18 protein-coding genes are annotated in these 21039 nt (G+C 72.8%); 8 read left to right on the top strand and 10 right to left on the bottom strand.

Translation table 11 applies throughout. From position 1 onward, the window contains the following. Positions 1-109: 109 nt before the first annotated feature. Positions 110-538, top strand: coding sequence for a VOC family protein (locus WMF28_RS14945; RefSeq protein WP_437602906.1), 429 nt, complete (start codon positions 110-112; stop codon positions 536-538). Positions 539-679: 141 nt separating this feature from the next. Here WMF28_RS14945 and WMF28_RS14940 read toward each other — a convergent pair whose 3' ends face one another. After that, positions 680-3334 carry a hypothetical protein gene (locus WMF28_RS14940; protein ID WP_437602905.1) on the bottom strand — a complete coding sequence of 885 codons (2655 nt, stop codon included), beginning with the start codon at positions 3332-3334 and terminating at the stop codon, positions 680-682. 233 nt (positions 3335-3567) lie between these two features. Here WMF28_RS14940 and WMF28_RS14935 point away from each other — a divergent pair, with 233 nt between their 5' ends. Next, positions 3568-3747, top strand: coding sequence for a hypothetical protein (locus WMF28_RS14935; protein WP_437602904.1), 180 nt, complete (start codon positions 3568-3570; stop codon positions 3745-3747). 95 nt (positions 3748-3842) lie between these two features. Here WMF28_RS14935 and rpsD read toward each other — a convergent pair whose 3' ends face one another. The 7 genes from rpsD to WMF28_RS14900 all read right to left on the bottom strand — a co-directional run bounded on the left by rpsD (position 3843) and on the right by WMF28_RS14900 (position 11674). Beyond that, positions 3843-4454: a 30S ribosomal protein S4 gene (gene rpsD, locus WMF28_RS14930; RefSeq protein ID WP_437602903.1), complete on the bottom strand. Its 612-nt coding sequence runs from the start codon at positions 4452-4454 to the stop codon at positions 3843-3845. A 133-nt stretch (positions 4455-4587) separates the two neighbouring features. Beyond that, entirely contained in the window at positions 4588-5382 is a 795-nt protein-coding gene (locus WMF28_RS14925; protein ID WP_437602902.1) for a class I SAM-dependent methyltransferase, read from the bottom strand. A 252-nt stretch (positions 5383-5634) separates the two neighbouring features. Continuing rightward, positions 5635-6336, bottom strand: coding sequence for a hypothetical protein (locus tag WMF28_RS14920; protein ID WP_437602901.1), 702 nt, complete (start codon positions 6334-6336; stop codon positions 5635-5637). 416 nt (positions 6337-6752) lie between these two features. Continuing rightward, complete coding sequence (locus WMF28_RS14915; RefSeq protein ID WP_437602900.1) at positions 6753-7889, bottom strand: ferritin-like domain-containing protein; 1137 nt, start codon at positions 7887-7889, stop codon at positions 6753-6755. A 240-nt stretch (positions 7890-8129) separates the two neighbouring features. Continuing rightward, positions 8130-9266, bottom strand: coding sequence for a UTP--glucose-1-phosphate uridylyltransferase (locus tag WMF28_RS14910; protein ID WP_437602898.1), 1137 nt, complete (start codon positions 9264-9266; stop codon positions 8130-8132). 314 nt (positions 9267-9580) lie between these two features. Further along, positions 9581-9835: a hypothetical protein gene (locus tag WMF28_RS14905; RefSeq protein ID WP_437602897.1), complete on the bottom strand. Its 255-nt coding sequence runs from the start codon at positions 9833-9835 to the stop codon at positions 9581-9583. A gap of 312 nt (positions 9836-10147) precedes the next feature. Next, positions 10148-11674: an O-antigen ligase family protein gene (locus WMF28_RS14900; protein WP_437602896.1), complete on the bottom strand. Its 1527-nt coding sequence runs from the start codon at positions 11672-11674 to the stop codon at positions 10148-10150. Between the two features lie 243 nt (positions 11675-11917). Here WMF28_RS14900 and WMF28_RS14895 point away from each other — a divergent pair, with 243 nt between their 5' ends. From WMF28_RS14895 to WMF28_RS14885, 3 genes are all read left to right on the top strand, one after another. Further along, positions 11918-12523, top strand: a complete 606-nt coding sequence (locus WMF28_RS14895) for a polysaccharide biosynthesis/export family protein (protein WP_437602895.1) — start codon at positions 11918-11920, stop codon at positions 12521-12523. Positions 12524-12588: 65 nt separating this feature from the next. Continuing rightward, a complete protein-coding gene (locus tag WMF28_RS14890; protein ID WP_437602894.1) occupies positions 12589-13764 on the top strand; it encodes a hypothetical protein in 1176 nt (391 codons plus the stop codon). Positions 13765-13879: 115 nt separating this feature from the next. Continuing rightward, positions 13880-14083 carry a hypothetical protein gene (locus tag WMF28_RS14885; RefSeq protein ID WP_437602893.1) on the top strand — a complete coding sequence of 68 codons (204 nt, stop codon included), beginning with the start codon at positions 13880-13882 and terminating at the stop codon, positions 14081-14083. Positions 14084-14238: 155 nt separating this feature from the next. Here WMF28_RS14885 and WMF28_RS14880 read toward each other — a convergent pair whose 3' ends face one another. Further along, a complete protein-coding gene (locus tag WMF28_RS14880) occupies positions 14239-14649 on the bottom strand; it encodes a VOC family protein (protein ID WP_437602891.1) in 411 nt (136 codons plus the stop codon). Between the two features lie 302 nt (positions 14650-14951). On the opposite strand from WMF28_RS14880, the gene WMF28_RS14875 reads away from it, so the two are divergent. Next, positions 14952-16760 carry a hypothetical protein gene (locus WMF28_RS14875; RefSeq protein ID WP_437602889.1) on the top strand — a complete coding sequence of 603 codons (1809 nt, stop codon included), beginning with the start codon at positions 14952-14954 and terminating at the stop codon, positions 16758-16760. Continuing rightward, a complete protein-coding gene (locus WMF28_RS14870; RefSeq protein WP_437602888.1) occupies positions 16757-19006 on the top strand; it encodes a hypothetical protein in 2250 nt (749 codons plus the stop codon). The genes WMF28_RS14875 and WMF28_RS14870 overlap by 4 nt, the downstream gene beginning before the upstream one ends. Positions 19007-19042: 36 nt before the next feature. Here WMF28_RS14870 and WMF28_RS14865 read toward each other — a convergent pair whose 3' ends face one another. Beyond that, complete coding sequence (locus WMF28_RS14865; RefSeq protein ID WP_437602887.1) at positions 19043-19618, bottom strand: c-type cytochrome; 576 nt, start codon at positions 19616-19618, stop codon at positions 19043-19045. Positions 19619-19832: 214 nt separating this feature from the next. On the opposite strand from WMF28_RS14865, the gene WMF28_RS14860 reads away from it, so the two are divergent. After that, positions 19833-21017, top strand: coding sequence for a hypothetical protein (locus WMF28_RS14860; RefSeq protein WP_437602886.1), 1185 nt, complete (start codon positions 19833-19835; stop codon positions 21015-21017). The last annotated feature ends 22 nt before the right edge of the window (positions 21018-21039 follow it).

The raw sequence follows: 21039 nt of genomic DNA, 5'->3' as shown, positions 1-21039 counted from the left end.
GGCGCGCTGCGGGGCGCCCGCGCCCGGCGCCCGGTTCGACGAGCGCGCAGCGGGGGTCGTCGTCGTTCGGGCTTGCCATGCGCCATGGGTCGTGGGGATATCCGATAGTATGGAAACCCAACAGATCTACCGTGGGCGTCTCATCGATCACATCCAGCTCGTCGTGGCGGACATTGCGGCGAGCAAGAAATTTTACCAGGCAGTCTTCGACGCCGTCGGTATTCCGATGGGCGGCGAGGCCGACGATTACTTCTGGGCCGACGAGCTCTTCGTATCGAGCGCGAGCTCAAAGGCCGCTGCGGGCGTCCTCACCGGCCGGACGCACCTCGCCTTCCAGGCGAACGACCGCGCCACGGTCGAGCGCTTCCACACCGCCGCGCTCGCCGCGGGCGGCAAGGACCAGGGCGCTCCAGGCGAGCGACCGTACCATCCCGGCTACTACGCGGCGTTCGTGCTCGATCCCGACGGAAACAACATCGAGGTCGTCCATCACGGCCCGGCGAACAGGTCGGCGGACGCGATCGAGATCACGTTCTGACCTGCAAAGACCCAGCTGGTGCCCGGAGAGAGAGTTCACCTGAGAAGAAATCAAGGGTCCAAGTAATGCCATGACCCCTCTCTCTTCTGTACACTCTTCCTCTCTTCTCCCTTGGCGCCTTGGCGTTTTATTCTCCTCTCATCAACACGACCGCTGCGCCGGCTCCCCCTCGATGCAGATCCGCTTCCTCGCGACCGGCCTCGCCGCGATGTCGTTGAGGACCACGCCGAGGATGCGGCGCTCGCCGAGCTGCTCGGCGGCCCTGGTGAGCGATGAGGCCCGGGTCAGCGAGGCGCGAGCGACCAGGACGATGCCGTCGGAGGCGTCCTCGATGACGTTGGCGTCGCCCGACCCGAGGACGGGCGGGCCGTCAATCACCACGTAGTCGAAGTAGCGCCGGAGGGTGCGCATCGCGGCCTCGAAGTGGACCGAGTGGAGCGCCGCTGGATAGCTCGCCTCGAGCGACGGCTCCGCGAGCACCGACAGCGAGGGGCTGAGGGCGATGACGCCGAGAGGACGGGCCTCGCCGGCCATCCGCCGGCGGAGCTGCTCCGAGAAGCCCGCGTGCGGGGGAAGCCGGAGGCCGAGGAGCGCCGCGACGCGGGGGCGCGCGAGGTGGCCCTCGACGAGCAGGACCCGCGCGCGCTCGGCCTCGGCGAGGGTCATCGCGAGGCGCGCCGCGAGCGCGGTCTTGCCCTCGGCCCGGCCGGGGCTCACCACCGCGATCGCGAGCGGCTCGCCCCCCCGCCGCTGATCGAGCCGGTGCCGGAGGACCCGGAGCGCCGCGAGCGCCGGCGCGGGAGCATCCCTGAGCAGCTCGAACACGCCGCACCCCTCGGGGTCGACGTCGGCGCCGAGGATCTCCACCTCGGGCTCGCGAAACCCAGCGCCCCCGACGTACGCGAGGTGGCGCGGGCCCACGCAGGCGAGCGACCCGCCCGGCGCGCTCCACGACGGCTCGGGCGCGCTCCAGGCGGGGCCGACGTCGCCGTCGTCGAGCTCCAGGCCGTCCGGGAGCGTGTCCTCCAGGGTGAACCCGGGTCGGGCGGACGCTGGCTCCGCCGGGGCGCTGGGCCCCGCGATGCTGTCCCCGGGCACGGCCGGCGGCTCCGCGCCGTCTCCGGGCGCGCCGGGCCGCTCTGCGTCGTCGTCGGGCGCGCCGGTCGGCTCGCCGCTGGTTCCCGGCGCGCCGATCGGCGCAGCGCTGTACGCCGGCACGATCGCGCGCTCGCGGAGCGGCGGGCGCGCCGGGAGCTCCGGCATCGCGGCGAGTAGGGCGGGGCCGCCGAGCGCGTGGATGTCGCCCCCGTCGTACACCGTGTCGTTGAGCAGCACCCGGGCCCCGGCGACGCCGAGCGCGAAGAAGAACGTCACCGCGGCGCCCGCGAAGAAGACACGGCCCCGCCCGCGATCCGGGCGGCTCGGCAGGTACGCCGGATCGAGGACGTCGAGCTCCGTCTCGCTCTTGTTCTCGGCGGCGTCCGCGGAGAGGTTCGCGGCGCGCTCGTTGGCCTGGACGGTCTTCAGGTACTCGCGCGCCCGCTCTAGATCGAGGCGGAGCCGGTGCCACTCGGTCTCGAGCTCGATCACGCGCTCTTCCGCGCCCCCATCCGGCCCCGCCGGCGCCCGCCGCGCCTCGTCCACCACCGCCGTCCCGCCGCCGCCATGGCGCGCGCGCAGGCCCGCGATCTGCCGGAGCAACGCGCTCCGCTCGGCCGCCAGCGCCGCGCGCCGCGGCGGCGTGAGCGCGCGCACCTCGCCGCTCGACGCCTCGGTGAGGCCCGCGCGCACAAGCCGGAGCGCGCTCTCGGCGGCCGCGAGCTGGCTCCTGGCCGCCTCGACGCGGCGCTTCGCGCCGATGGCGTCCGGGTGGATCGGGGTCACGGTCGCCAGCTTCTCGGCGAGCGCCGCCTCGGCCGACACGACCGCCGCGGCGGCCGCGTCGCGGGCCCGCTGCGCCTCGAGGACGCTCGGCGGCAGCGGCCGCCCCGGCGCCGCGGGCGAGCGCGCGGCCCCGAGCAGCGCCTCGACCCGGGCGAGCTGGCGCTCCAGCGCGGCGAGCTGCGGGTCCGCAGGGCGGGCCGGCTGCGCGGGCGCGGCCCGGGCCGCCGCCGGCGCGGGGGCGCCGGGGGGGCCGAGCGGCTGGGGCACCGGCGCGTACGGCGAGTCGTTGAGACCCCACTGGAACTGCGGGTTCCTGGCGAGGAACGTCGCCAGCGCGCGGCTCGCCTCCTCGACCTTGGCGCTGGCCTCGTCGAGCTCCCGCCGCAGGAAGTCGCGGGTCATCGTCGCCGCGCCGAGGCTGTCGCGGCGGTAGTCGTCGATCAGGATCTGCGTGAGGCGGGCGGCGACCTGCTGCGCGATGAGCGGGTCGTCGTGGGTGAACGAGATGACGTACGTGTCGCTGCTCTGCGCGCGGAACCCGACGTGGTCCTTCATCTCCTCGACCGCCTCGACCATCGAGCGGGCGGATTTCTCCGGGTACAGCCCGAACGCCTCGATGACGCCGGCGAGCGTCCCGCGCGCGATGAGCGTGTCCTTGAGCTTCGGCCCGAGGCGCGCCGCGCGCGCGGTGCTGCTCTGGGGATCGCGGCCGGTCTGGATGGTCTCGCGGTAGAGGATTGTGGCCTCGCTCCGCCACACCCGCTTCGTGGCGAGCGCCAGCGCGAGGGAGATCGAGAGCCCGACGGCGATCATCGCGGCCACCCCGCGCCAGTACATCCGGACCCGACCGAGGACGCTGATCGCGCGATCCAGGCGCTCCCGGGGTGTGCTCTCCGTGCTCAGGCTGGACATGATGCTCCCCTCCCCGTGGGCAGCGCCGCGCGGCGCGACGCGCGCGCGCGGGGGCGCTCCGGGCCCACACGGCAAGGCGCGTGCTCGCGGGCGCGTCACCCAAGGACGCACCCGCGCGAGGAGATGGCGCGAGGCCGCGAGGAGGGGTGAGGAGTAACGAGCGCCGTGGACATTTCGCGTCAGGGGAGCGCGAAGTACTTCGCGGACAGGCGCGGGGGCCCCGGCGCTCTCCCTTGCAGTGTTTCCTGCCGGCGAGCACCGAGAAGACCGGCGAGGCGCTCTCGGCGAGGAACGGCGCAGGCCTCTATTCGCGGAACGTCATCCCCGCGTACGGCTATATCGACTGCATCTTCGGCAAGACCGCGGCGACCGACGTGTACCCGTTCATGGTCGAGCACCTCGACCGCACCTGAGAGCGGGACCGAAAGCGCGGGAGCAGCCCTCGCGCTGACAGGCGAAGATCCTCCGCGACGTCAGCGCTCGCCGGCGCGGTGAGACCTGCTCTCCGTCACAGTCGCTGCGAGTAGAACTCGATGATGAGCTGAACCTCGATCGGGAACGGGATGCTCGTCTCGTCCGGCAGGCTCGTCATACGCGCCTGCCGGGTGTCCTTGTCGACCGCGAGCCACGCGGGGGCTTCCAGATCCGCTCTCGCGAGGCCGGCCACGACGGTCTGGTGGTCACGGCGCTGCTCGCGCACGCTCACCGTCTCTCCGGCGCTGACGCGGTAGGAGGGGATGTCGACGCGCTTTCCGCCGATGAGCACGTGCCCGTGCGCCACCAGCTGCCGCGCGGCCGGGATGGTGCGCGCGAAGCCCGCGCGGAAGATGACGTTGTCGAGCCGGCGCTCGAGCAGCTCGATGAGCTTCGTCCCGGCGGCCAGCTTGCTCCTGCGCGCCTCGAGCATGAGCGCTCGGAGCTGCGTGTCGGTGAGGCCGTAGTTGAGCCGGACCTTCTGCTTCTCGCGGAGCCGCAGGGCGTACTCGCTGTGCTTCTTGCGGGCCTGGCCGTGCTGCCCGGGGGGGTAGGGTCGGCGCTCGGTCTTCTTCGCCGATAGCCCGGGGAGCTCGACCCCGAGCGCGCGCATGACCTTGACGCGAGGTCCGGTGTAACGGCTCATGTCCGGGCCCTCCCCCGGGACGCACGCGCGGCGTGAGGAGCGAGCCCGGCGCCGTCCGGCGCCGGTGCGTCAGCATGTTCCTGAATGTTCATCGAGCTCCTTTGTCTTCTTTCCTGGTCCTGTTTTTGAGGGCTCACACGCGCCGGAGGTGGCGGAGGATCGGTAAGTGCGATCTGCGAAGGACGCGCGCGAGCCCGTTCGTGGCCCGGACGCGGGCGTTGAGCGGCTCGGGGTAGTCGTCTTCATCGAGGACGCGTAACCACGGGAAGGTCTCGACGCCCCCGCCAGGTCGGCGGAGCTCCGCGTGACGCGCGCCCCTCGCCGTGGCGGGGCGAAGCTGGAGGCACGGGGTCGCGTCGAGCAGGAGCTCCACGTCCTTCGCGAGGCGCAAGGAGGCCTGGGTCAAGAAGGCGGAGATCCGCTCGGGACCGAGCTGGGAGAAGAGGCCGAGGCCGATGATCAACGTGGGGAAGCCCTGCGCCTTGGAGAGCTGATCGATCCAGTGATCGCAGCCAGGGGACGCGGCGGTCAGCGCGTACCGCGACGTCCTGGGGGCGCGGCGGAGCTTCCATGCGATGACGCGGGGGACGTCGAGTTCGACCCAGTGGAGCAGCCCGTTGTCAACGCGCGAGAATCGGGTGCACGGCCCGGAGAAGAGCCCGATGGCCAACCCGTCCGGGTGGCGGCGGAAGAAGTCGTGCACGACGTCGTCCACCAGCCGCGTGCGAGCGGCGAGCGGGCGGAGCTCCTGTTCGGTGAAGCCCGCGCGCTCGACGTCGAGCACGCGGGCGAGATGGCGCGCTTCGTCGTCGTGGAACCCGAGGTCTGGAAAAGCCTCGGTTGCATAGGCGCACGCGGCGACCCCCGCGAGCTCGCGCCGGGCAAAGGAAGGGGCGGCGTCGATACTGAAAATCATTTTCATTTTCATGACACATTCCTGCGTCCTACGTCAAGCGGAGGGCGGAGACGGAGACGTGGCCCACCCCGGAGACGTGGCCCACCCAGGTTGGCCCTCGCGACCTCACCCAGGTTGGCCCTCGCCCAGGTTGGCACCCCGCCGCGACCTCACCCAGGTTGGCCCTCGCCCAGGTTGGCCCTCGGCACCCCCCGCAACCTCACCCAGGTTGGCCCTCAAGGTGCCAGCCACCGGGACGACACGCCGACCACGGTGGGGCCGCCGCTACCGCCCCCTCCCAGCAAGGGCGACCGCACCGAGGCCTCGTTCGCCCCGTCGTTCACCCCCGCTGCGCGCCAGACGCGTCGGACGGGTCCAACGCGACGCGCCGGCCGTCCTCATCGAAGTTGCCATGGCCCGGAGCGCGCGTAGCTCGACATCGTCGGCGATGCGCTCTTCGAGGAAGCGCATCGGCGAGCCTGGTGCTCGCGCGCTCGTCCACAGGATCGCCGCCGCCTCCCTCGCCGACGCTGCCGCGCGCGCTCTCGCCCAGCGCGCCGCGAGCTCCGAGACGCAGAGCCCGCGGTAGCTGCACGCCTCGCTCACGAGGGCGGCGTCGAGCGCGCGCGCAAGCCGACGCGCCGCGCGAGCGTTCGTCAGCACGCGGTCGATGAGGACGCGCAGCGCCTCGCCGGACGGCTCGTCCGCGGCCTCACGGACCTCCGCTCCCGCCACGGCGCTCACCACGGCGCCGATCTCTTCGCACGAGAGCGCGAGCGCGACGATCAGCCGAAGAACGCGCGGCGAGCAGTGCCAAGGGGGCGAGCCGGCCAGCGCGAGCGGTCTCCTCCCCCCCATGAGCGAGCCCTCGCGCGCTGCGCCGAGCCGCAGGTCGTCGCTCCCCCAGCTCCGAAGAGCTGCCGCGCGATCGCGGCCGATCGATCCCGGCGCCGCCGGGCCCTTCACGACCGCCTTCCCCCACCGCATGCGACGCCGCGAAATGCACGGCAACCAGCGCCGCGAAACGAAAGCTGCCGCCAGATGGCGCCGGCGACCAGCCCGCTTTCGGATCCCACCAGAGCGCGCATTGAATTGATAATGATCTTCATTTTCAATAAATGTACGGTGGTACAGCTGTAATCGTCAAGAAATTTCGCGAGCGGCCCCCGACCGAGGTTGCGCGGCCCGACGTGGCGCGGCCCGACCTGACCGTGGTTGGGTCAACCCAGGTCCAACCCAGGTCGGGTCAACCCGGCCCGACCTGACCGTGGTTGGGTCAACCCAGGTCCAACCCGGGTCGGGTCAACCCGGGTCGGCTCAACCTGGGTCGGCTCAACCTGGGTCGGCTCAACCTGGGTCGGCTCAACCTGGGTCGGGTCGCTGGGTCGCTGCGCGGATCGCGCCTAGGCGGACAGCAGCGCGCGCATCGCCGGGGTGACGACGTCCGCGATCGCGCGGCGCCTGGAGCCGACCAGCACGGCGCCGTCGGGGCGCCCATGCGCGGCGCCGGCCGCCACGGCAGCGGTCTCCGCCGCCGTGGCGGCCGGCGGATGCGTGTCCAGGCCCGCCTCGAAGGCCGCCGCGACCGCCCGGCGCACCGCGTCCCCGCCCGTCTGAAGCGCCCAGGCCACGAAGCGCCACGCGAGCTCCGCGTGCCGGGCCTCATCGTCGGCGATCGTGGCGAGGACGCTCCGGACCGCGCCATCGGTGGCGTGCGCGAGCTGCTCGCTGGCCTGCACCGCGGCGAGCGTCTCGCCGATGCACCCTTCACGGACGGCGCGCGCCGCGAGCTCCCCGAGATCCGAGGTGACCTCGACGAGGCCGCCGAACGCGAACGGCGCCGGCTCGAGCGCCGCGCCGGCGTACGCGCTCGCCAGCCCGAAGCAGAGCGCTGCGTGGCGCACCTCGTCGCGCGCGGCCTCGTGCGCGGCCGCGAGCAGCTCGGCGGGGGCGCCGACCGCCATCATCTCCAGCGCGAACCGCGAGAACGAGGCGACCGACGCGTGCTCGAGCAAGGCGTCGCGGAGCCACGCCTCGGCCAGCGCGGCGCGGGTCGCCTGCGCCAGCTCCGCGAGATCCGGACGCGCCGCAGCACCCCACCCGCCCTCCGTCCTCCGCTGCGCTCGGGCGGTGCGGGCGCGCTCGCCCACGAGGAAGGGGCGGCCCGCGCCGGCGCTGCAGTTCGCGGTGAACTCGTAGCAGCACCACTGGCCGTCGAGGAGGAAGCCATCACCGAGGGTGTCGGGCCAGCACCCGGCGGGCTCGAAAGGGATGTTCGGGTCCGAGAGATCGAGAGGAGGGCACGCCCCCCCGTGCGCGCCGCCGGAGCCCCCCGAGCCGCCGTGTCCGCCGTCCCCCTGGGGCGCCCACGCGACACAGACCCTCGTCGTGTCGGGCGAATCGTAGCTGCCGCCTGCCTGGACCGACGAGGCGGCATCCTCGACGTCGTCGCCGCCGTTCCCGCCCATCCCTCCACGCGTTCCCGAGCTCTCGTCGCTCGCGGCGCCGCCGCCACCCTCGCTCGACGCGCCGCCCTGCATGACGCTCCCGCCGCAGGCGACGCCTTCAACCGCCAGACCGAGTGTCGCGGTCGCGAGAACGGCGCGAGTCAACCGGCGAGCCAGCGCGCTTCGAAATTGAGATGAAGAATAAGGTGTGATGATCATGCGATCACCACGAAGCAGCATGCATGCCAGCGCAAGATTCGCGGAACTCACAGCTTCCGTGCCTGAATGACCGGCACAGCGTGGCACAGCGCACCGGCATGGCCCTCCTTCAATTCAGCCCAGGAACCCCCGCGCCCGGGCGATCGCCTCGATCGACGGCCGCCGCCGCTCCAGCTCGCCGACATCCTTGACGGGGAGGAACCGGGCCGCGAGGCCCTCTCGAGGCACGCGCAGGAACCTGGCCGGGAGGCCGAAGGTGATCTCGTTCAGGATGCGCTCGAACTGGATCGCCTTGCGATCACCCACCTTCTTCTCGACCTCCACATAGACCCAGTCCATCGCGAGCGCGCCGAGCGCCTCGGCGCTGGCCAGAAAAGTATTTGTGTTGAAGACGGGCACGACCTCCGGATCGAAGCCGACCGGCAGCCGGAAGTCCTCCGCGATCACCGGGCGGCCGTTCCATCGCATCGGGCCGCCCCCCTTGTCGCCGCCCTTGTCGACCACCTCGACCGTGAGGGGCCCGCCGTGGCCGAGGTGCCAGCCGAGGATGACCGGATCCACCGTCGCGCCGAGGTTGTCGAGGTTGGCGATCCACACGGTCTTGCCGCCGCGGGCGATGAAGCGGCCGAGGACGCCGCTCTCCCGGAGGGCATCCGGCAGGTCGCCGTGACCGGTGGCGTGGACGCTCGGCTCGCCGTCCTCGTCCAGGAACAGCCCACCTTCCGGGGTCAGACGCAGGGAGACATGCTGCTCGAACGTGGTGCAGAGCTCGCCCGGCTCGTCGAGGCGCGCGCCGAGCGCCTCGCGGATCGGGCCGTTCGTCGCCTCGCTGGTCATCAGCCACAGCGGCACCGGGACGCCCGTCGTGCGCCGGAGGTGATCGCTCTCGGCGAGGCGCAGGTCGAGGAAGGTCCGGCCGGGCAGCACCTCCACGAGCGCCTTGACCACACCGCCCATCCGGGTGGCCATCCCGCCCGCGAGGACGCAGAGCGCGACCTCGCCGCGGCGGAGCGCGGCCAGGCCCGCCTCGCGGCAACGGGCGTGCTCGGGCGTGCCCTCGGCCGGCAGATCGACAACGTCGCCGGGCGCCGGCGGCTCGACCGCGCCGGGGAGGCGGTTGCGGGCGTCCCGATCCTTGCCGATGGACGCGGCCCACCGGACGACGCGCTCGGGGTCGAACCCGCGAGCCCGGAGGCGAGCGAGCAGAGGGGCAGGGAGCGCGGCGATCTGCTGAGCGAGGGAAGAAGACATGGTATCTTCAAGAAGCACGATGCGCGGCGGGAGGCAACGGCATCCATCGGGCAGCGGCTCAGGCGCCGAGCGAGCCTGTCACCGGCGTCGTTCCCCGGCGCGCGCGACCGGTGTCCGGGCCGGGCTGAAGGCATCGCAAGCTGTTCCCTGATGGCCATCTGGAGATGCCGAGCTCGGGCATCGACGAGGGACGAGCTCTTCTGTTGGCCGCTGCCCCGTCAAGCCTTGGCCTTGGGGCTGGCGAACGCCTGGGCGATCGCCGAGCCGCATGCGGGCGGTCGTACATTCGCTCCATGCAGGCCACCAGCTTGCGATCAGCGGCCAGCCGTCTCCCGGAACAGCTCTTCCACTGCGGTCGCGGTCGCCGCCCGCTGGAGCCATCGTTCCAGGACGCCGAGGTCCGTCTCTCCCAAAATCCGGCCTCTTGCCTCCTCGCTTGCCGGGACGCCGCGCGCGCCCAGAATCATCAAGATCGCCGCCGACAGCCGCCCCAACGCCAGCTCCGCCCGCGCCTGCTCCTGCTCGATCCGGGCCTCGGCGGCCTCGATCATCCTCTCCAGCTTGCCCACCCTTGATCTCGGCGCCGATGTAGATGCGCCGCCCGCGCCGGCCGAACCAGGCGCGGAGCGTGTCGCGCGCCTCCATCTTGGCGTCGAGGTGCGGATCCCCTTCGGCCATGGCCTCGCGCTCGTCGATCTCTTCCTGGGACTCGGAGCCGATGAGCGCTGCAACGGCCTGCTCTCGCTGAGCGGGCGACATCGCCGCCCACTGGGCCTCGGTGGGGGCCCGCGGCGCTTCGGCCGGGATCGGCGCCGCGGTGGGATCGCCGGGCTTGCGGATGGAAGCCGACATACCGACCAGCATACCACCCCGGGACGCGATCACCCGAGGAACCGGAGCAGGACGTTGAGCAGCACGAGCACAGCGAACATCCCGCCGCACACGAGCGCGACCTCCCTGGCGGACACGCGCACCGAGACGCGGCCGTCCTCGGCCCGCGCCGCGCCGTACAGCGCAGCGGAGGCGCCGAGCGTCATGTAGAGAACGTCCTTGTAAGCCCACGACAGGAAGAAGATGCCTATCAGCGCGCCGCACAGGCTCACGAAGATCGCCGGCGCGAACCGCCTCGCTGCGGGGCCGACCTCGACGTCGCCCAGCCAGATCGAGAGCGGTACTTTGATCGACGCGTAGAGGACGAGCGCGAACAGGCACATCCCGAGCAGGCCCGTCTCGGACGCGGCGAGCAGGTAGGCGTTGTGGGCAGTCAGGCCGAGCGATGACTCGTCGCCGAACTGCCCTGCGCCGACGCCGATCCCCCGGGTCCGCCGGATCATCTCGAACGCCTCCCGGAGCAGCTCGACGCGCTCCTCCGAGCTCTCGCTCGCCTCGTCGCCGCTCCGGCCGCCGAGCAGGAGCATGGGCGGCCCGATGAAGCAGGCGGCGATGACGCCCAGCGTCCCGCTCCGCCGGATGAACGTGAGGCCGAGGACCGCCAGGTACACGATGATCCCCCCGCGCGAGCGCGACATGACGACCATCACGCCGATCGCCACGAGGACGGCCGCCACGGGGAGCGCGCGCAGCGCCGCGGCCGCGCTCGAGAGCAGCCGATCGGTGAGCAGGAGGGGCAACGCAGGCGCGAGGCGCGCCCCGCAGGGCGGCGCCGGCGCGCGCGGGCCAGCGCCGCCCTGCGGGCGCGACGGGCGCGGGCCAGCGCCGCCGGGCGGGCGCGACGGGCGCGGGCCGCCGCGCCGCTCCGCGAGCGCGATCACGAGCGGGATCGACATGCCGGCCATCAGGGAGAGCTCGTTCGGATCGGCGAGCGAGCCGCGGTAGCGGACGCGGCCGTCGATGGTCGACGTGCCGAGCGGCCCCGGGCGCTCGCAACGGTAGTTGCCGTCGGGCACCGGCGGGTCCCTGCGGCAGTCGAGGTTGGTCTCGCACGGGCGTCCATCGGGCTCGAGCTCGCCCTTGCCTCCCCAGTCGTCGGGCGCGGCGAGCATGCAGCCGTAGGGCCGGAACGCCTGCACGATCGCGACCGCGGTGGTGAGGACGGCGCAGCCGACGAGCGTGATCGCCAGCGCGCGCAGCCCGCGCGGCGAGGCCGCGGCGATCGAGACGGCGAGGAAGACGCCCGCGACGGTCGCGAGCTGCAGGCCGCGCTCCTCGAGCGCGTCCGGGCGCTTGAGCGCGGTGGTCAGGGCCGCCCAGGCGAGGAACGCGAGCACATAGACGACCTGAGGGGCGAGCGTCGGTCTCAGCCGCCGCCACACGACGTCGAGGGCGACGCAGAGCAGGGTGAGCCCGAACGCCGCGTGAACGAGCGGAATCCCCGAGAGCGCGGGGATGAACTCCTGCGGCTTGATGATGACGAGCGCGCAGAGCGCGCACACGACCCACGCTGCCATGATGTGGCGCGCCGCGAGCGCCGCGCGCGGGCCGCCCGCGCGGCGTCCTCGTGACGGCCGCCGAGAGGCGCCCTGCGCGGGCGCGAGGCGCGCATTCCCCCCTTCCGCGCGACGGATCTAGCACCGTGGGCTCGACCGGCACGCGGGAAGCGCGCCGGTGCGCGCGCGAGGATCAGGCGCGGCGCGCGGCCGCGGGCTCGGCGCTTGCTGGTGCGCGGTCACATCAAGGAGGCTGGAAACCGCATGTGCTCCCGCTGTGTCCGGATTGCCCTGCTCTGCTCCGCGCTCATGGTCCTCGTGGCGCTCTCGAGCTGCGGCGCGAGCGCCCCGCGCGTCGATTTCGAGGCGGAGCGCCGGGCGACGAGCGCCTATGCGGTCGGCCCCGGCGACGTGCTGGAGGTGCGCGCCTGGAAGAACGAGGCGCTGAGCCACCGCGTCACGGTGCGGCCAGACGGGTTCATCACGATACCGCTCGTCGGCGATATCCTTGTGTCGGGGCGCACCGTCATGGGCATCGCCGAGGAGATCGCGACCCAGGTGGCCAAGTTCTATCATGAGAAGCCGGTCGTCAGCGTGGAGGTGGCGGAGCTCCACAGCTACCGGGTCTATGTGATGGGCGAGGTGTCGCGTCCTGGCGAGTTCACGCCGCGGGCGCAGATCACCGTGCTCCAGGCGCTCGCCCTCGCCGGCGGCTTCACGCGCTTCGCCGATCCCGACGACGTGGTGATCGTCCGGCGCGACGCGCTCGGCGAGCGCAGGATTCCGTTCGTGTTCGAGCAGGTCGTCGAGAAAGGCGATCTCCGCGGGGATCTGCCGCTGCAGACGAACGATACGGTGGTGGTGCCGTAGGGCGTCGCCGCGGAGGAGAAGGAGAGCTGGTGATCGGCGCGGCCTATTTTGGCATCCTGGGCTGAATGCGCCCCCGCCCCGCGTTGCCGCTCATCGCCGCGTTGCTCCTCGCGCTCCCGGCGCTCGCGGCCGCGTGTGCGCCCTCCAGCCCGGGCAGCCCGACCCCCGCTGGCAAGGCTGCGGCGCCTCCGGCCCTACCGGTGCCCGCGGCGCCCGGCGTGTCCTCCGGCGCGGGCGGCCCTGTGCCTGCCAGCGCGGCGTCCGCGGGGGCAGCGCCGGCAGGCGGCGCGACGGGCGATGTCCCCTTCCCGGCTGCGCCCCGGCCGGCGCCCTCCATCTCGGCCGACGACGCCGACGCGCTCCTGTTCCCGGAAGACGCCGCCGCGCACCAGGACGGCATCGACGCCTGCCGGCGCGGGATCGCCGGGGCGGCCGCCTCCCGGCCGGGGCACGAGCGCGTCCGCTGCCTGCTCGCGCTCCGCTATCATGGCGATCCGCAGGCCGCCGCGAGCGCGACCGCGCTCTTCGAGCAAACGGGCAGCATCGCCGGGCTGGAGCGGGAACACCTGATGGACGGCGGCTACCGCGGCACGCTCCACCTCGTCCCCGAGCTGCCCGTGAGCGCAGAGCGCCGCCACCTGGAGTGGACGGCCGCGGCGCTCGCCGACTTCGACGCGTTCTTCGCGGATCTCGCGGCCGCGGCCAGCTCGCCCCTGCGCTACCGCCACCGCGCCCTCGCGCTGCGGTACTTCCGCTCCGTGCGCGCACGGACGCCCTCCGCCTACGCCTCGGGCTGGACGGTCGCGTACAACCTCGCCGGCTCGCTCCATCGCTCCGCAGACGCGGTGCGAGAGACGCTCTTCCACGAGATCTTCCACCTGAACGACAGCGCGCACGGCGGTTGGTCCCAGGCGGCGCTCTCGCCGATCTATGACGGGATCGTCGCGCGCTGCGGGACGAGGATCCCGTGCCTCGCGGCGTACTCGCCCAACGAGACGATCGTGAAGGGCGGTACGTACTACGCGTTCCAGCCCGGCAACGGCGTGGGGGAGTACGCCGCCGAGCTCGCGATCCGGTACTACCGCGAGCAGCGGGCGGCGATCCGCGGCGAGCGGCTCGGGAAGGCGCCGTTCAAGTGCGGGCCGCCGGAGAACGCGCGGGCGTGGTCGCTGCTCGCGGGCGAGTTCTTCGGGGGCGCGGATCGGGTGGCGCCCTGTCCGAGCGGCACCGGAGAAAGGTGAAGCCTCTCCCTCATCGCTCCACCGAGGGGCGGAGCGCTGGCGGCGATCGCGCGCGTCGCGCGTTCACGCGAGCCGCGCAGGCCGTCGAGCGCGTGCGCTATCCTCGGCGCACACCATGTCCGACGGCGAACTCGTCTTCGCATCCATGCCTGCCGCGCTCATCGCGTTCGCGTCGTTGCGCGGCGAGCGTCTCCGGCGTGAAGCCGGCGGCGCGGAGGAGATCGCCGTACGGGGCGCCGCGCAGGAGCACAAAAAGCAGAGCGCCCATTCGACGGCGGGGGGGGGAAGCCGTCACGGGCGCTCTGCCCTGCATCTCTAGCAGGACACGGGCCAGGGGATTGCTGTACTCATTTCGTGCATTTACCTGTCGGGAACACCCCGAGGCTTTCGATCCTGAGATCGCCGCTTGCAGACCTGGCAGCGGATGAGCTCGCGGCCGCGCGGGCGCGGGTCGTGGAGGAGCTCGATCCGCGCTCAACCGGCGGTAGCGATGTCGTCGTAGCCGCGACCGCTGAATTGAAGCAGGCAGACGCCGTGGCCGAAGGGATCGGCCAGGCGGAGCATGCGCCCCCACGCGGCCACCTCGATATCCGCTTCGGGGACAGCGCCCGCCTCCTGCGCGAGGCGCGCAGCGGCCTCGAGATCGTCGACGACGAAGTCGAGGTGGACCGGCGTCCAGTGGCGCCGGTAGTCGCGCGAGGGCGCGCCGGCGGCGGGCGCGCTGCCGGCCGGCTTCTGCAAGAGATAGATGGGGGCCGCGGCGCCGAGGAGCTCGACGAACGAAGCGCCGAAGCGCCGCCCGACGCGCAGGCCGAACGCCCGGGTGTAGAACGCGATGGCGGGCTCGATCTCCGGCACATCGATGTTGACGAGCAGGTCGGACATTGCGGCCAATCTAGCTGCGCGGCGCGTCGCCGCGCAACGCGGGCGCGGCGGCGGTCGCAAAGACGGTGTCGATGTTGCTCCCGAGCGCCCGCCCTCCTCAGGATCCTCGCCCGCCGCCCGCCCCGGCCCATCTTCTGCCATGGATACGAGCTTGTCAGTCGCGACGGTCCTTCTCTCTGCGCGCCTGGTCGCCAGCGCGCTTTACCGGGACGCGGCTCGACATCCTGCCTTGGCGGCAGCCCCCGCCCAGGCATCGATTCTGCAACTTTACGCGGCCACGCGGACAGGGCATTTCCTCTTCCATGATGGAGGCCCCCCGAACCCCGACCGACGCGCAGCCCCTCGCCCCCGAGGCCGATCCGCCGGAGTCGCTCGACGCGCTCGTCGCGAAGCGCAGGCTCTGGCCGGTGTTCGCGGTGCTCGGCCTCGCGCTCGCGGCGGCGGGGGTCCTCGCCTTCCGCTCGCTCACGGCGACGGATCCGCTGCGCATCCTCGTGGCGATCGATCTCGACGGGTACTGGTGGGAGGGCTCGCAGCCGGCGGCGCGGCTCGCCGACGAGCTCAGCGCGCACCTCGCCGAGCTCGGGTTCGATCCGGTGAAGGGCGGCGACCCGGAGGTGATGAAGGCGCTGGAGAGCGCCAGGGACCCGAGGGAGGCCGCGAAAGCGCTCGGCGCCGGCTTCATCATCGAGGCGCGCCTCGCGCCCGAGATCGTGGAGCACCCGGTCAAGGAGGGGTACTTCGAGCTCCGGGCCGACGCGCCGGTGACGCTCACGTTCCTCGACAAGGGCACGTCGACCGAGGGGCGGATCCGCGGCTACGCCGGGGCGACGAAGAAGGACCGGGCCATGGCCCTGCTCGCGAACTCCATGGCCTCCCAGGCGCTCGACGCGGTGATCGCGCAGCTCATGGACCACCCCTCGGTGCGCGAGATCACGGAGGGCTCGGACATCAAGCTGCTGGAGCGGCTCGCGTCGGCGCGGAGGTTCGTGAAGGACCGCGCAGCGAACCTCGACCGGGCCGCGGGCGCGTACGCCGCCCGCGCGAAGGAGGTCGAGGCCGAGGAGCAGGGGCGCGTGACGTTCCTCTCGCACGCCGCGGCGGAGGACCTGCTCGTGGGCACCGCCGAGGGCGGCTACTTCGTGAAGACGGCGGACGTGTCGGTGTTCCACTCGGCGAGGTCGAAGGACCTCGCCCGCAGCGAGGCGCTGGAGACGGTGGAGTGGCGGCCGCTCGATCAGCAGGCGGCCCCGACGGCGGACCCCGGCGCGGGCAAGCCGATGTGGAGGGGCTATCACGTGTACTCGTACCCGTCGTCGCAGCGCGACGGCGACCGGGTCGCGCTGGTGGAGGACTTCTTCGGCTGGGCGAAGACGATCACGATCGTCGACCGATCCGGGCAGAGCAAGCGCGTGCGCGTCGACCCGGAGCACCGCTTCGTCGATCCGAAGCTCGCCCCGGGCGGCAGGTTCGTGGCGGTCTACGATCGCCCGGAGGCCGGCGCGCAGGCCGATCTGATGGTGCTCGACGCGGACAGCGGCAAGGAGGTGTTCGGCCTCCACACCGAGAACGAGTCGCTCGGCGGGTTCGCGTGGCTCGACGGGACGAGGCTCATGTTCATCTACGTGCCCGACGCCTCGAAGGACGACGTGCGGCACCTCGCGGTGGTCGACGTCAGCAAGCAGCCGCTCTCGATCGAGCGCCCGTTCCGCGCGAAGCCCGGTGAGGACCTGCGCAACCCGGCGGCGTCGAAGGACGGCACGAAGATCGTGTGCGTCGTCGACGGCGACGAGCCGGGCATCGCGGTCATCGACGCGACGACGTGGCGCCGGAAGGTGTACGCCGCCCCGGGCGGGGCGTCGTGGCCCACGTTCTCGCCCGACGCCGCGCGCGTCGCGTTCGAGGCGCGGGGCGCCGGCGGCACGGACATCGCGGTGCTGGCGCTCGCCACGGGCGAGGTGAAGAAGCTGACGGTGGGCTCCGCCCAGGAGCGGACGCCGTGGTTCTCCGAGGACGGCAAGCGCGTGCTGTTCGAGGTGCGGTACCGCGACCCGGTGTTCCCGCAGAAGCGGTCGCTCTCGCGCATCGCGAGCGCGGCGGTCGAGCCGTGAGCGCGCCCCTCCTCCCTCCGCAGGACGGCGCGGGCGAGCCGCCGCAGGCCGGCGCCGCCGCTCCGGCAGCACGCACCGGCGCGCCTCCACCACGCGGCGCCGGCGCTCCTTCCCAGGAAGAGAGCGCCGCGACCGCGATGTTCTATCGGATGTCGGCCGAGCGCCTGCGCGCGCGCTGCCTCCTCGGCGGCCTCGCGCTCGCGCTGTCGGCGCTCGTCCCGTACGAGGTCGCCTTCGGGCACGGCATCTTCGTGTGGAGCGTGCTCCCCGAGCTCGCGCCCGCAGCGCAGATCGCCGCGCTCGCGCCGGCGATCGCCGGCCTGTGGCTGCTCTTCCTCGGCGCGCGCACGGAGCGCCGCGCGGGCCTCTTCATCGAGCGGCCGACGTCGCGCGCGATCGCCGTGCTCGCCGCGTTCGTGGCCGTGAACGTCGCTGTGTGGCTCGGCCGCCGGAGCTCGGCGTGGGACATGCTGCCGCTGCCGGACAGCCTGATCACGCGGCCGGCCCCGTTCCTCGCCGTCTTCGCGTTCACCGCGGCGGGCGTGGTGCTGCGCTTCCACGCGCGGGCGCGCAGGAGCGGCAGCGCCCTGCTCGTCGCGTCGGTCGCCGCGGCGCTCGTCTTCTACCTGTGGCCGTCCCGCGGCGAGCTCCCCGCGCAGACGATCGCGCGCGCGGCCGTGCTCGTGGCCACGCTACCCGACGTGCGCTTCCAGCTCGGGTACGGCATGGTCCTGCTCTTCGTGCTCGGGCCGCTCGCGATCGCGCTCCTCGGCCTCGAGCACGTGCGCCGCGTGCCCAGGCGCGAGCACCCGGGCCTCGCGATCGCGGCCGTGTGGACCATGCCCGGCCTCATGCTGCTCTTCGTGTACCGCGCGTTCCTCGCGGGCGGCTGGGGCGTGGAGGCGGCCACGGTCGCGTTCTTCGCGCTCCTGCTCGCCGCGGTCGTGGCGGTGCTCGCCTCCGCGATCGAGGTGCTCGTGCTCGGCGTGACGGTGCCCGACGCCGAGCTGGATCCCGGCCCGGCCGGCGCGGCCGGCGCGCGGCCGATCGTGGCGGCCAGCGCCGCCGCGGCCGCCGTCACCGTGCTGCTCGGCGCGCTGCTCGTGCTCGGCCGCCCCGCGCCGAAGGGCGTCGACTGGGCGCTCGGCGCGCCCACGGCCGAGTGGGACAAGGTGTTCGGCGAGCTCTTGCCGAGCTGGGAGCGGGCGCGCATCACGCGCGACGCGCTCGCGCGGGGCGCGCAGGGCACGGGCGCCGAGGCGCAGGTGCTGACCAGGGCGCGCAGCCGCGAGCTGCTCGCGACCGCGAGGGCGCAGCCCGACGGCAAGGACTTCGCCGCGGCGCTGGCGGCGCTGGCCAGCCAGGTGGACGATCTCGAGCTCTCCGGCCGCGCGTTCGGCCGTCTCGTCGCCGAGGTGAACGACGCGGCGCGACGCGCCGGGCTGGCGTATTACCTCGACGCCTCCATCAACCTCGGCGTCTCGGCCGAGGGGGCCACGCGGCGGTTCTACACCACGCCCTACCGCGTGAAGGAGGTCCGCGCCTTCCGCGTCGACGGCGACCGCTTCGCGACGCTCCTCGTCGAGCCGATGACGGCCGAGCGCCGCGTCCACCTCGGCTTCTCGCGCGACAAGGACCCCTTTGCGCTCGTCATCGGCTCCGAGATCCGGACCTATGCCGAGCGCATCGGCCAGGAGGGCGAGCCCTGCCACGCGGCCGCGGGCGGCGCGGCCGGCCCTCACGCCGGCGCCCTGTCGCGGTGCGACGCGGCGCTCGCGAGGCTGCGCGAGCGCCTCGGCGCGGCGCTGGAGCGGGCCGTGCTCTCCGGCACCGAGCGGCACGAGCTCCAGCACCAGATCGACGGCCCTCACCTGCCCCTCCCGCCCGCGGTGACCGAGCTGCTCGCCGGCTACGCCGACGACGCGCAGGACCGCGTGGGCCGCGAGCTCTCGGCGTACCTCGCCGAGATGACGGCCGGGGACGCGCCGCCGCAGCTCACGCTCGTGCACCTGTTCCCGTTCGGGGTCGTCGCGCGCGGCGGCGCCGAGCACCGGGTCGCCACGCTCCTCCTGGAGACGCTCTCCGGGAAGAAGCTGCGGCTCGGCGCGCGCGAGGTCGATCCGGAGGCGTACGCGCGGGCGTTCGAGGAGCAGGTGAGCCGCGGCGACGACGAGCTGCGCGAGGCCGCGCGGCGGGGATACCGCGAGCACTTCGGGGTGGACCTGCAGGAGCCGGTGCGGGAGTGACCAGCGCGGCGCAGGTCGCGAAGCGGACTGCGCGCCTCAGTGCAGGACGCGCGTCGCCCGGGCCTCGACGAGCGCCGCGCCGCCGGCCCACGGCTCCACCCGGTCTCCCAGCGAGGCGCGCACCTTCGCCACCTCGTCCTTCGTGATGGCGGGCGCGCTGTTCCCCCAGCTCGACCGCACATAGGTGAGCACCAGCGCGATCTCCTCGTCCGACAGCGTCACGCCGAGGTTGGGCATCACGTCGTTGTACATCACGCCGTTCACCTCCATCGGGCCAGCGGCGCCGAGCAGCGTGAGCCGGATCGGCGTCTCCTTGTCCTCGAGCAGCCATGACGTGCCGACGAGCGGCGGATACCGCCCGGGCTTCCCCTCCCCCCTCGCCTGATGACAGCTTGTGCACGAGCGGTAATAGATCTTGCCGCCCTGCGCGAGATCCGCGTCCGTGACGCCGGAGGCCACCTCGCTGCGGGTCTGGTTCCGGGCGTCCAGCTTCCGCAGGACCATCCACGGCAACGCGAGCACGCCGAAGGCCACGATCAGCATGATCACCACGACGTGGGCCGTGTTCTGCTCTCCGTTTGGAGCGTCATCGCGCTTGCCGGTTTCACTCACGGGGCATTCCTCCGCCGCAGATGAAGCGCACGCGATCCCCGCCGTCAAGTACCCATCCGGCGGCCGCCGCTGGCGCCGGCGCTGCGCAGTTCGCTTCATCGGTCGGCGCGCGCATTTTCCGGTGGCCGGATGAGGCTCGCGGGGCGATGCGATGCGGCATGGAGCGGGTGAAACCTCGCTCCCCTGCGCTCATTTCCTGTGGCACCATGCGCGCATGCTTCATCATGTCGTGAGGAGAGGTCGTGTCGTCGGTGCGCTGCTGTTGGCGTCGGGGTGTAGCTCTGGCGGCGGCGAGGGGCCGCCCGACGTCCAGCCGGGACCGGACGCGTCGATCCCCGACGCCGGGCCGGACGCGCAGCCGGACGGCCCGGTGGAGCCGGGGTGCGTGGAGTTCGCGATGCCCACCGACGCGGACTGCGCCGCGCCGATCGATGGCGTGCTGCCGGTGGACCTGCGCTGCACAGGCCTTTACGGGGATTTCGACAAGCGCGAGCTCGCGTGCGGCGTGCTCGAGTACAAGCCTGCCATGGAGCTCTGGAGCGACGGCGCCGAGAAGCGGCGCTTCGTCTCGATCCCGAAGGGACAGCGGGTGGACGTGAGCAATCCGGACTCCTTCGTGTACCCCGAGGGGACACAGTTCTGGAAGGAGTTCCGCGTGCACGGCGCAGGCGGCGCGTCGCGCCTCGGCGAGACGCGCCTCCTGCGCAAGACGGCCGCCGGCTGGGTCTACACGAGCTATGTCTGGTCCGAGGACGAGCGGCAGGCGATCCAGATGCAGAACGACTTCGGCGTGCCCGATCTCCACGGCACCGGCCACGCGGTGCCGACGCGCGATCAATGCAAGGAGTGCCACGTCGGGCGCGTCGATTTCGTCCTCGGCTGGGACGCGCTGATGCTCGGCCCGGGCGCCGAGGGCGTCACGCGCGAGTCGCTCGTCGCGCTCGGGGTGATCGAGGACGGGAGCGCGCTCGCGCTGTCGATTCCGGGCGATGACGTGGAGCGCCAGGCGCTCGGCTACCTGCACGCGAACTGCGGCGTGAGCTGCCACAACGATCACCCCGAGGCGGCGGCCCAGGAGACGGGCCTGTACCTCAGGCTCGAAGCGAGCGAGCTCGGCAGCGTGGCCGCGACGGACGCCGTCCGGACGGGCATCAACAAGCGCCCGGCGGAGAACGCGAAGTACGAGGGGTTGACGAACCCCGACCCCGCCAACTGGTACGCCATCCGTCCAGGGGACCCGGCGCGCAGCCTGCTTGTCGCCCGCCAGGAGCTCCGCGACTTCGAGGGGCAGATGCCGCGCATCGGGACCCGCAAGGTCGACAATGCCGGCGTGCAGCTGGTCACGAGCTGGATCCTGGGCATGAAGGAGGGGACCGGGTACCCACCTCCCGGGCCCTGAAGTACTGCGTCGCCCCAATTCG

The sequence above is a fragment of the Sorangium sp. So ce590 genome (assembly GCF_051521365.1).
Taxonomy (GTDB): domain Bacteria; phylum Myxococcota_A; class Polyangia; order Polyangiales; family Polyangiaceae; genus Sorangium.
This window is presented reverse-complemented; position numbering and strand designations above follow the sequence as displayed.

Excerpts from the sequence above, each read along its gene's own strand:
- WMF28_RS14925 (WP_437602902.1), bottom strand. The coding sequence starts at position 5,382 with ATGAAAATGAAAATGATTTTCAGTATCGACGCCGCCCCTTCCTTTGCC.
- WMF28_RS14860 (WP_437602886.1), top strand. The coding sequence starts at position 19,833 with ATGCTTCATCATGTCGTGAGGAGAGGTCGTGTCGTCGGTGCGCTGCTG.
- WMF28_RS14945 (WP_437602906.1), top strand. The coding sequence starts at position 110 with ATGGAAACCCAACAGATCTACCGTGGGCGTCTCATCGATCACATCCAG.
- rpsD (WP_437602903.1), bottom strand. The coding sequence starts at position 4,454 with ATGAGCCGTTACACCGGACCTCGCGTCAAGGTCATGCGCGCGCTCGGG.
- WMF28_RS14915 (WP_437602900.1), bottom strand. The coding sequence starts at position 7,889 with ATGCAGGGCGGCGCGTCGAGCGAGGGTGGCGGCGGCGCCGCGAGCGAC.
- WMF28_RS14875 (WP_437602889.1), top strand. The coding sequence starts at position 14,952 with ATGATGGAGGCCCCCCGAACCCCGACCGACGCGCAGCCCCTCGCCCCC.
- WMF28_RS14890 (WP_437602894.1), top strand. The coding sequence starts at position 12,589 with ATGCGCCCCCGCCCCGCGTTGCCGCTCATCGCCGCGTTGCTCCTCGCG.
- WMF28_RS14940 (WP_437602905.1), bottom strand. The coding sequence starts at position 3,334 with ATGTCCAGCCTGAGCACGGAGAGCACACCCCGGGAGCGCCTGGATCGC.
- WMF28_RS14920 (WP_437602901.1), bottom strand. The coding sequence starts at position 6,336 with ATGCGGTGGGGGAAGGCGGTCGTGAAGGGCCCGGCGGCGCCGGGATCG.
- WMF28_RS14885 (WP_437602893.1), top strand. The coding sequence starts at position 13,880 with ATGTCCGACGGCGAACTCGTCTTCGCATCCATGCCTGCCGCGCTCATC.
- WMF28_RS14880 (WP_437602891.1), bottom strand. The coding sequence starts at position 14,649 with ATGTCCGACCTGCTCGTCAACATCGATGTGCCGGAGATCGAGCCCGCC.
- WMF28_RS14910 (WP_437602898.1), bottom strand. The coding sequence starts at position 9,266 with ATGTCTTCTTCCCTCGCTCAGCAGATCGCCGCGCTCCCTGCCCCTCTG.
- WMF28_RS14900 (WP_437602896.1), bottom strand. The coding sequence starts at position 11,674 with ATGGCAGCGTGGGTCGTGTGCGCGCTCTGCGCGCTCGTCATCATCAAG.
- WMF28_RS14895 (WP_437602895.1), top strand. The coding sequence starts at position 11,918 with ATGTGCTCCCGCTGTGTCCGGATTGCCCTGCTCTGCTCCGCGCTCATG.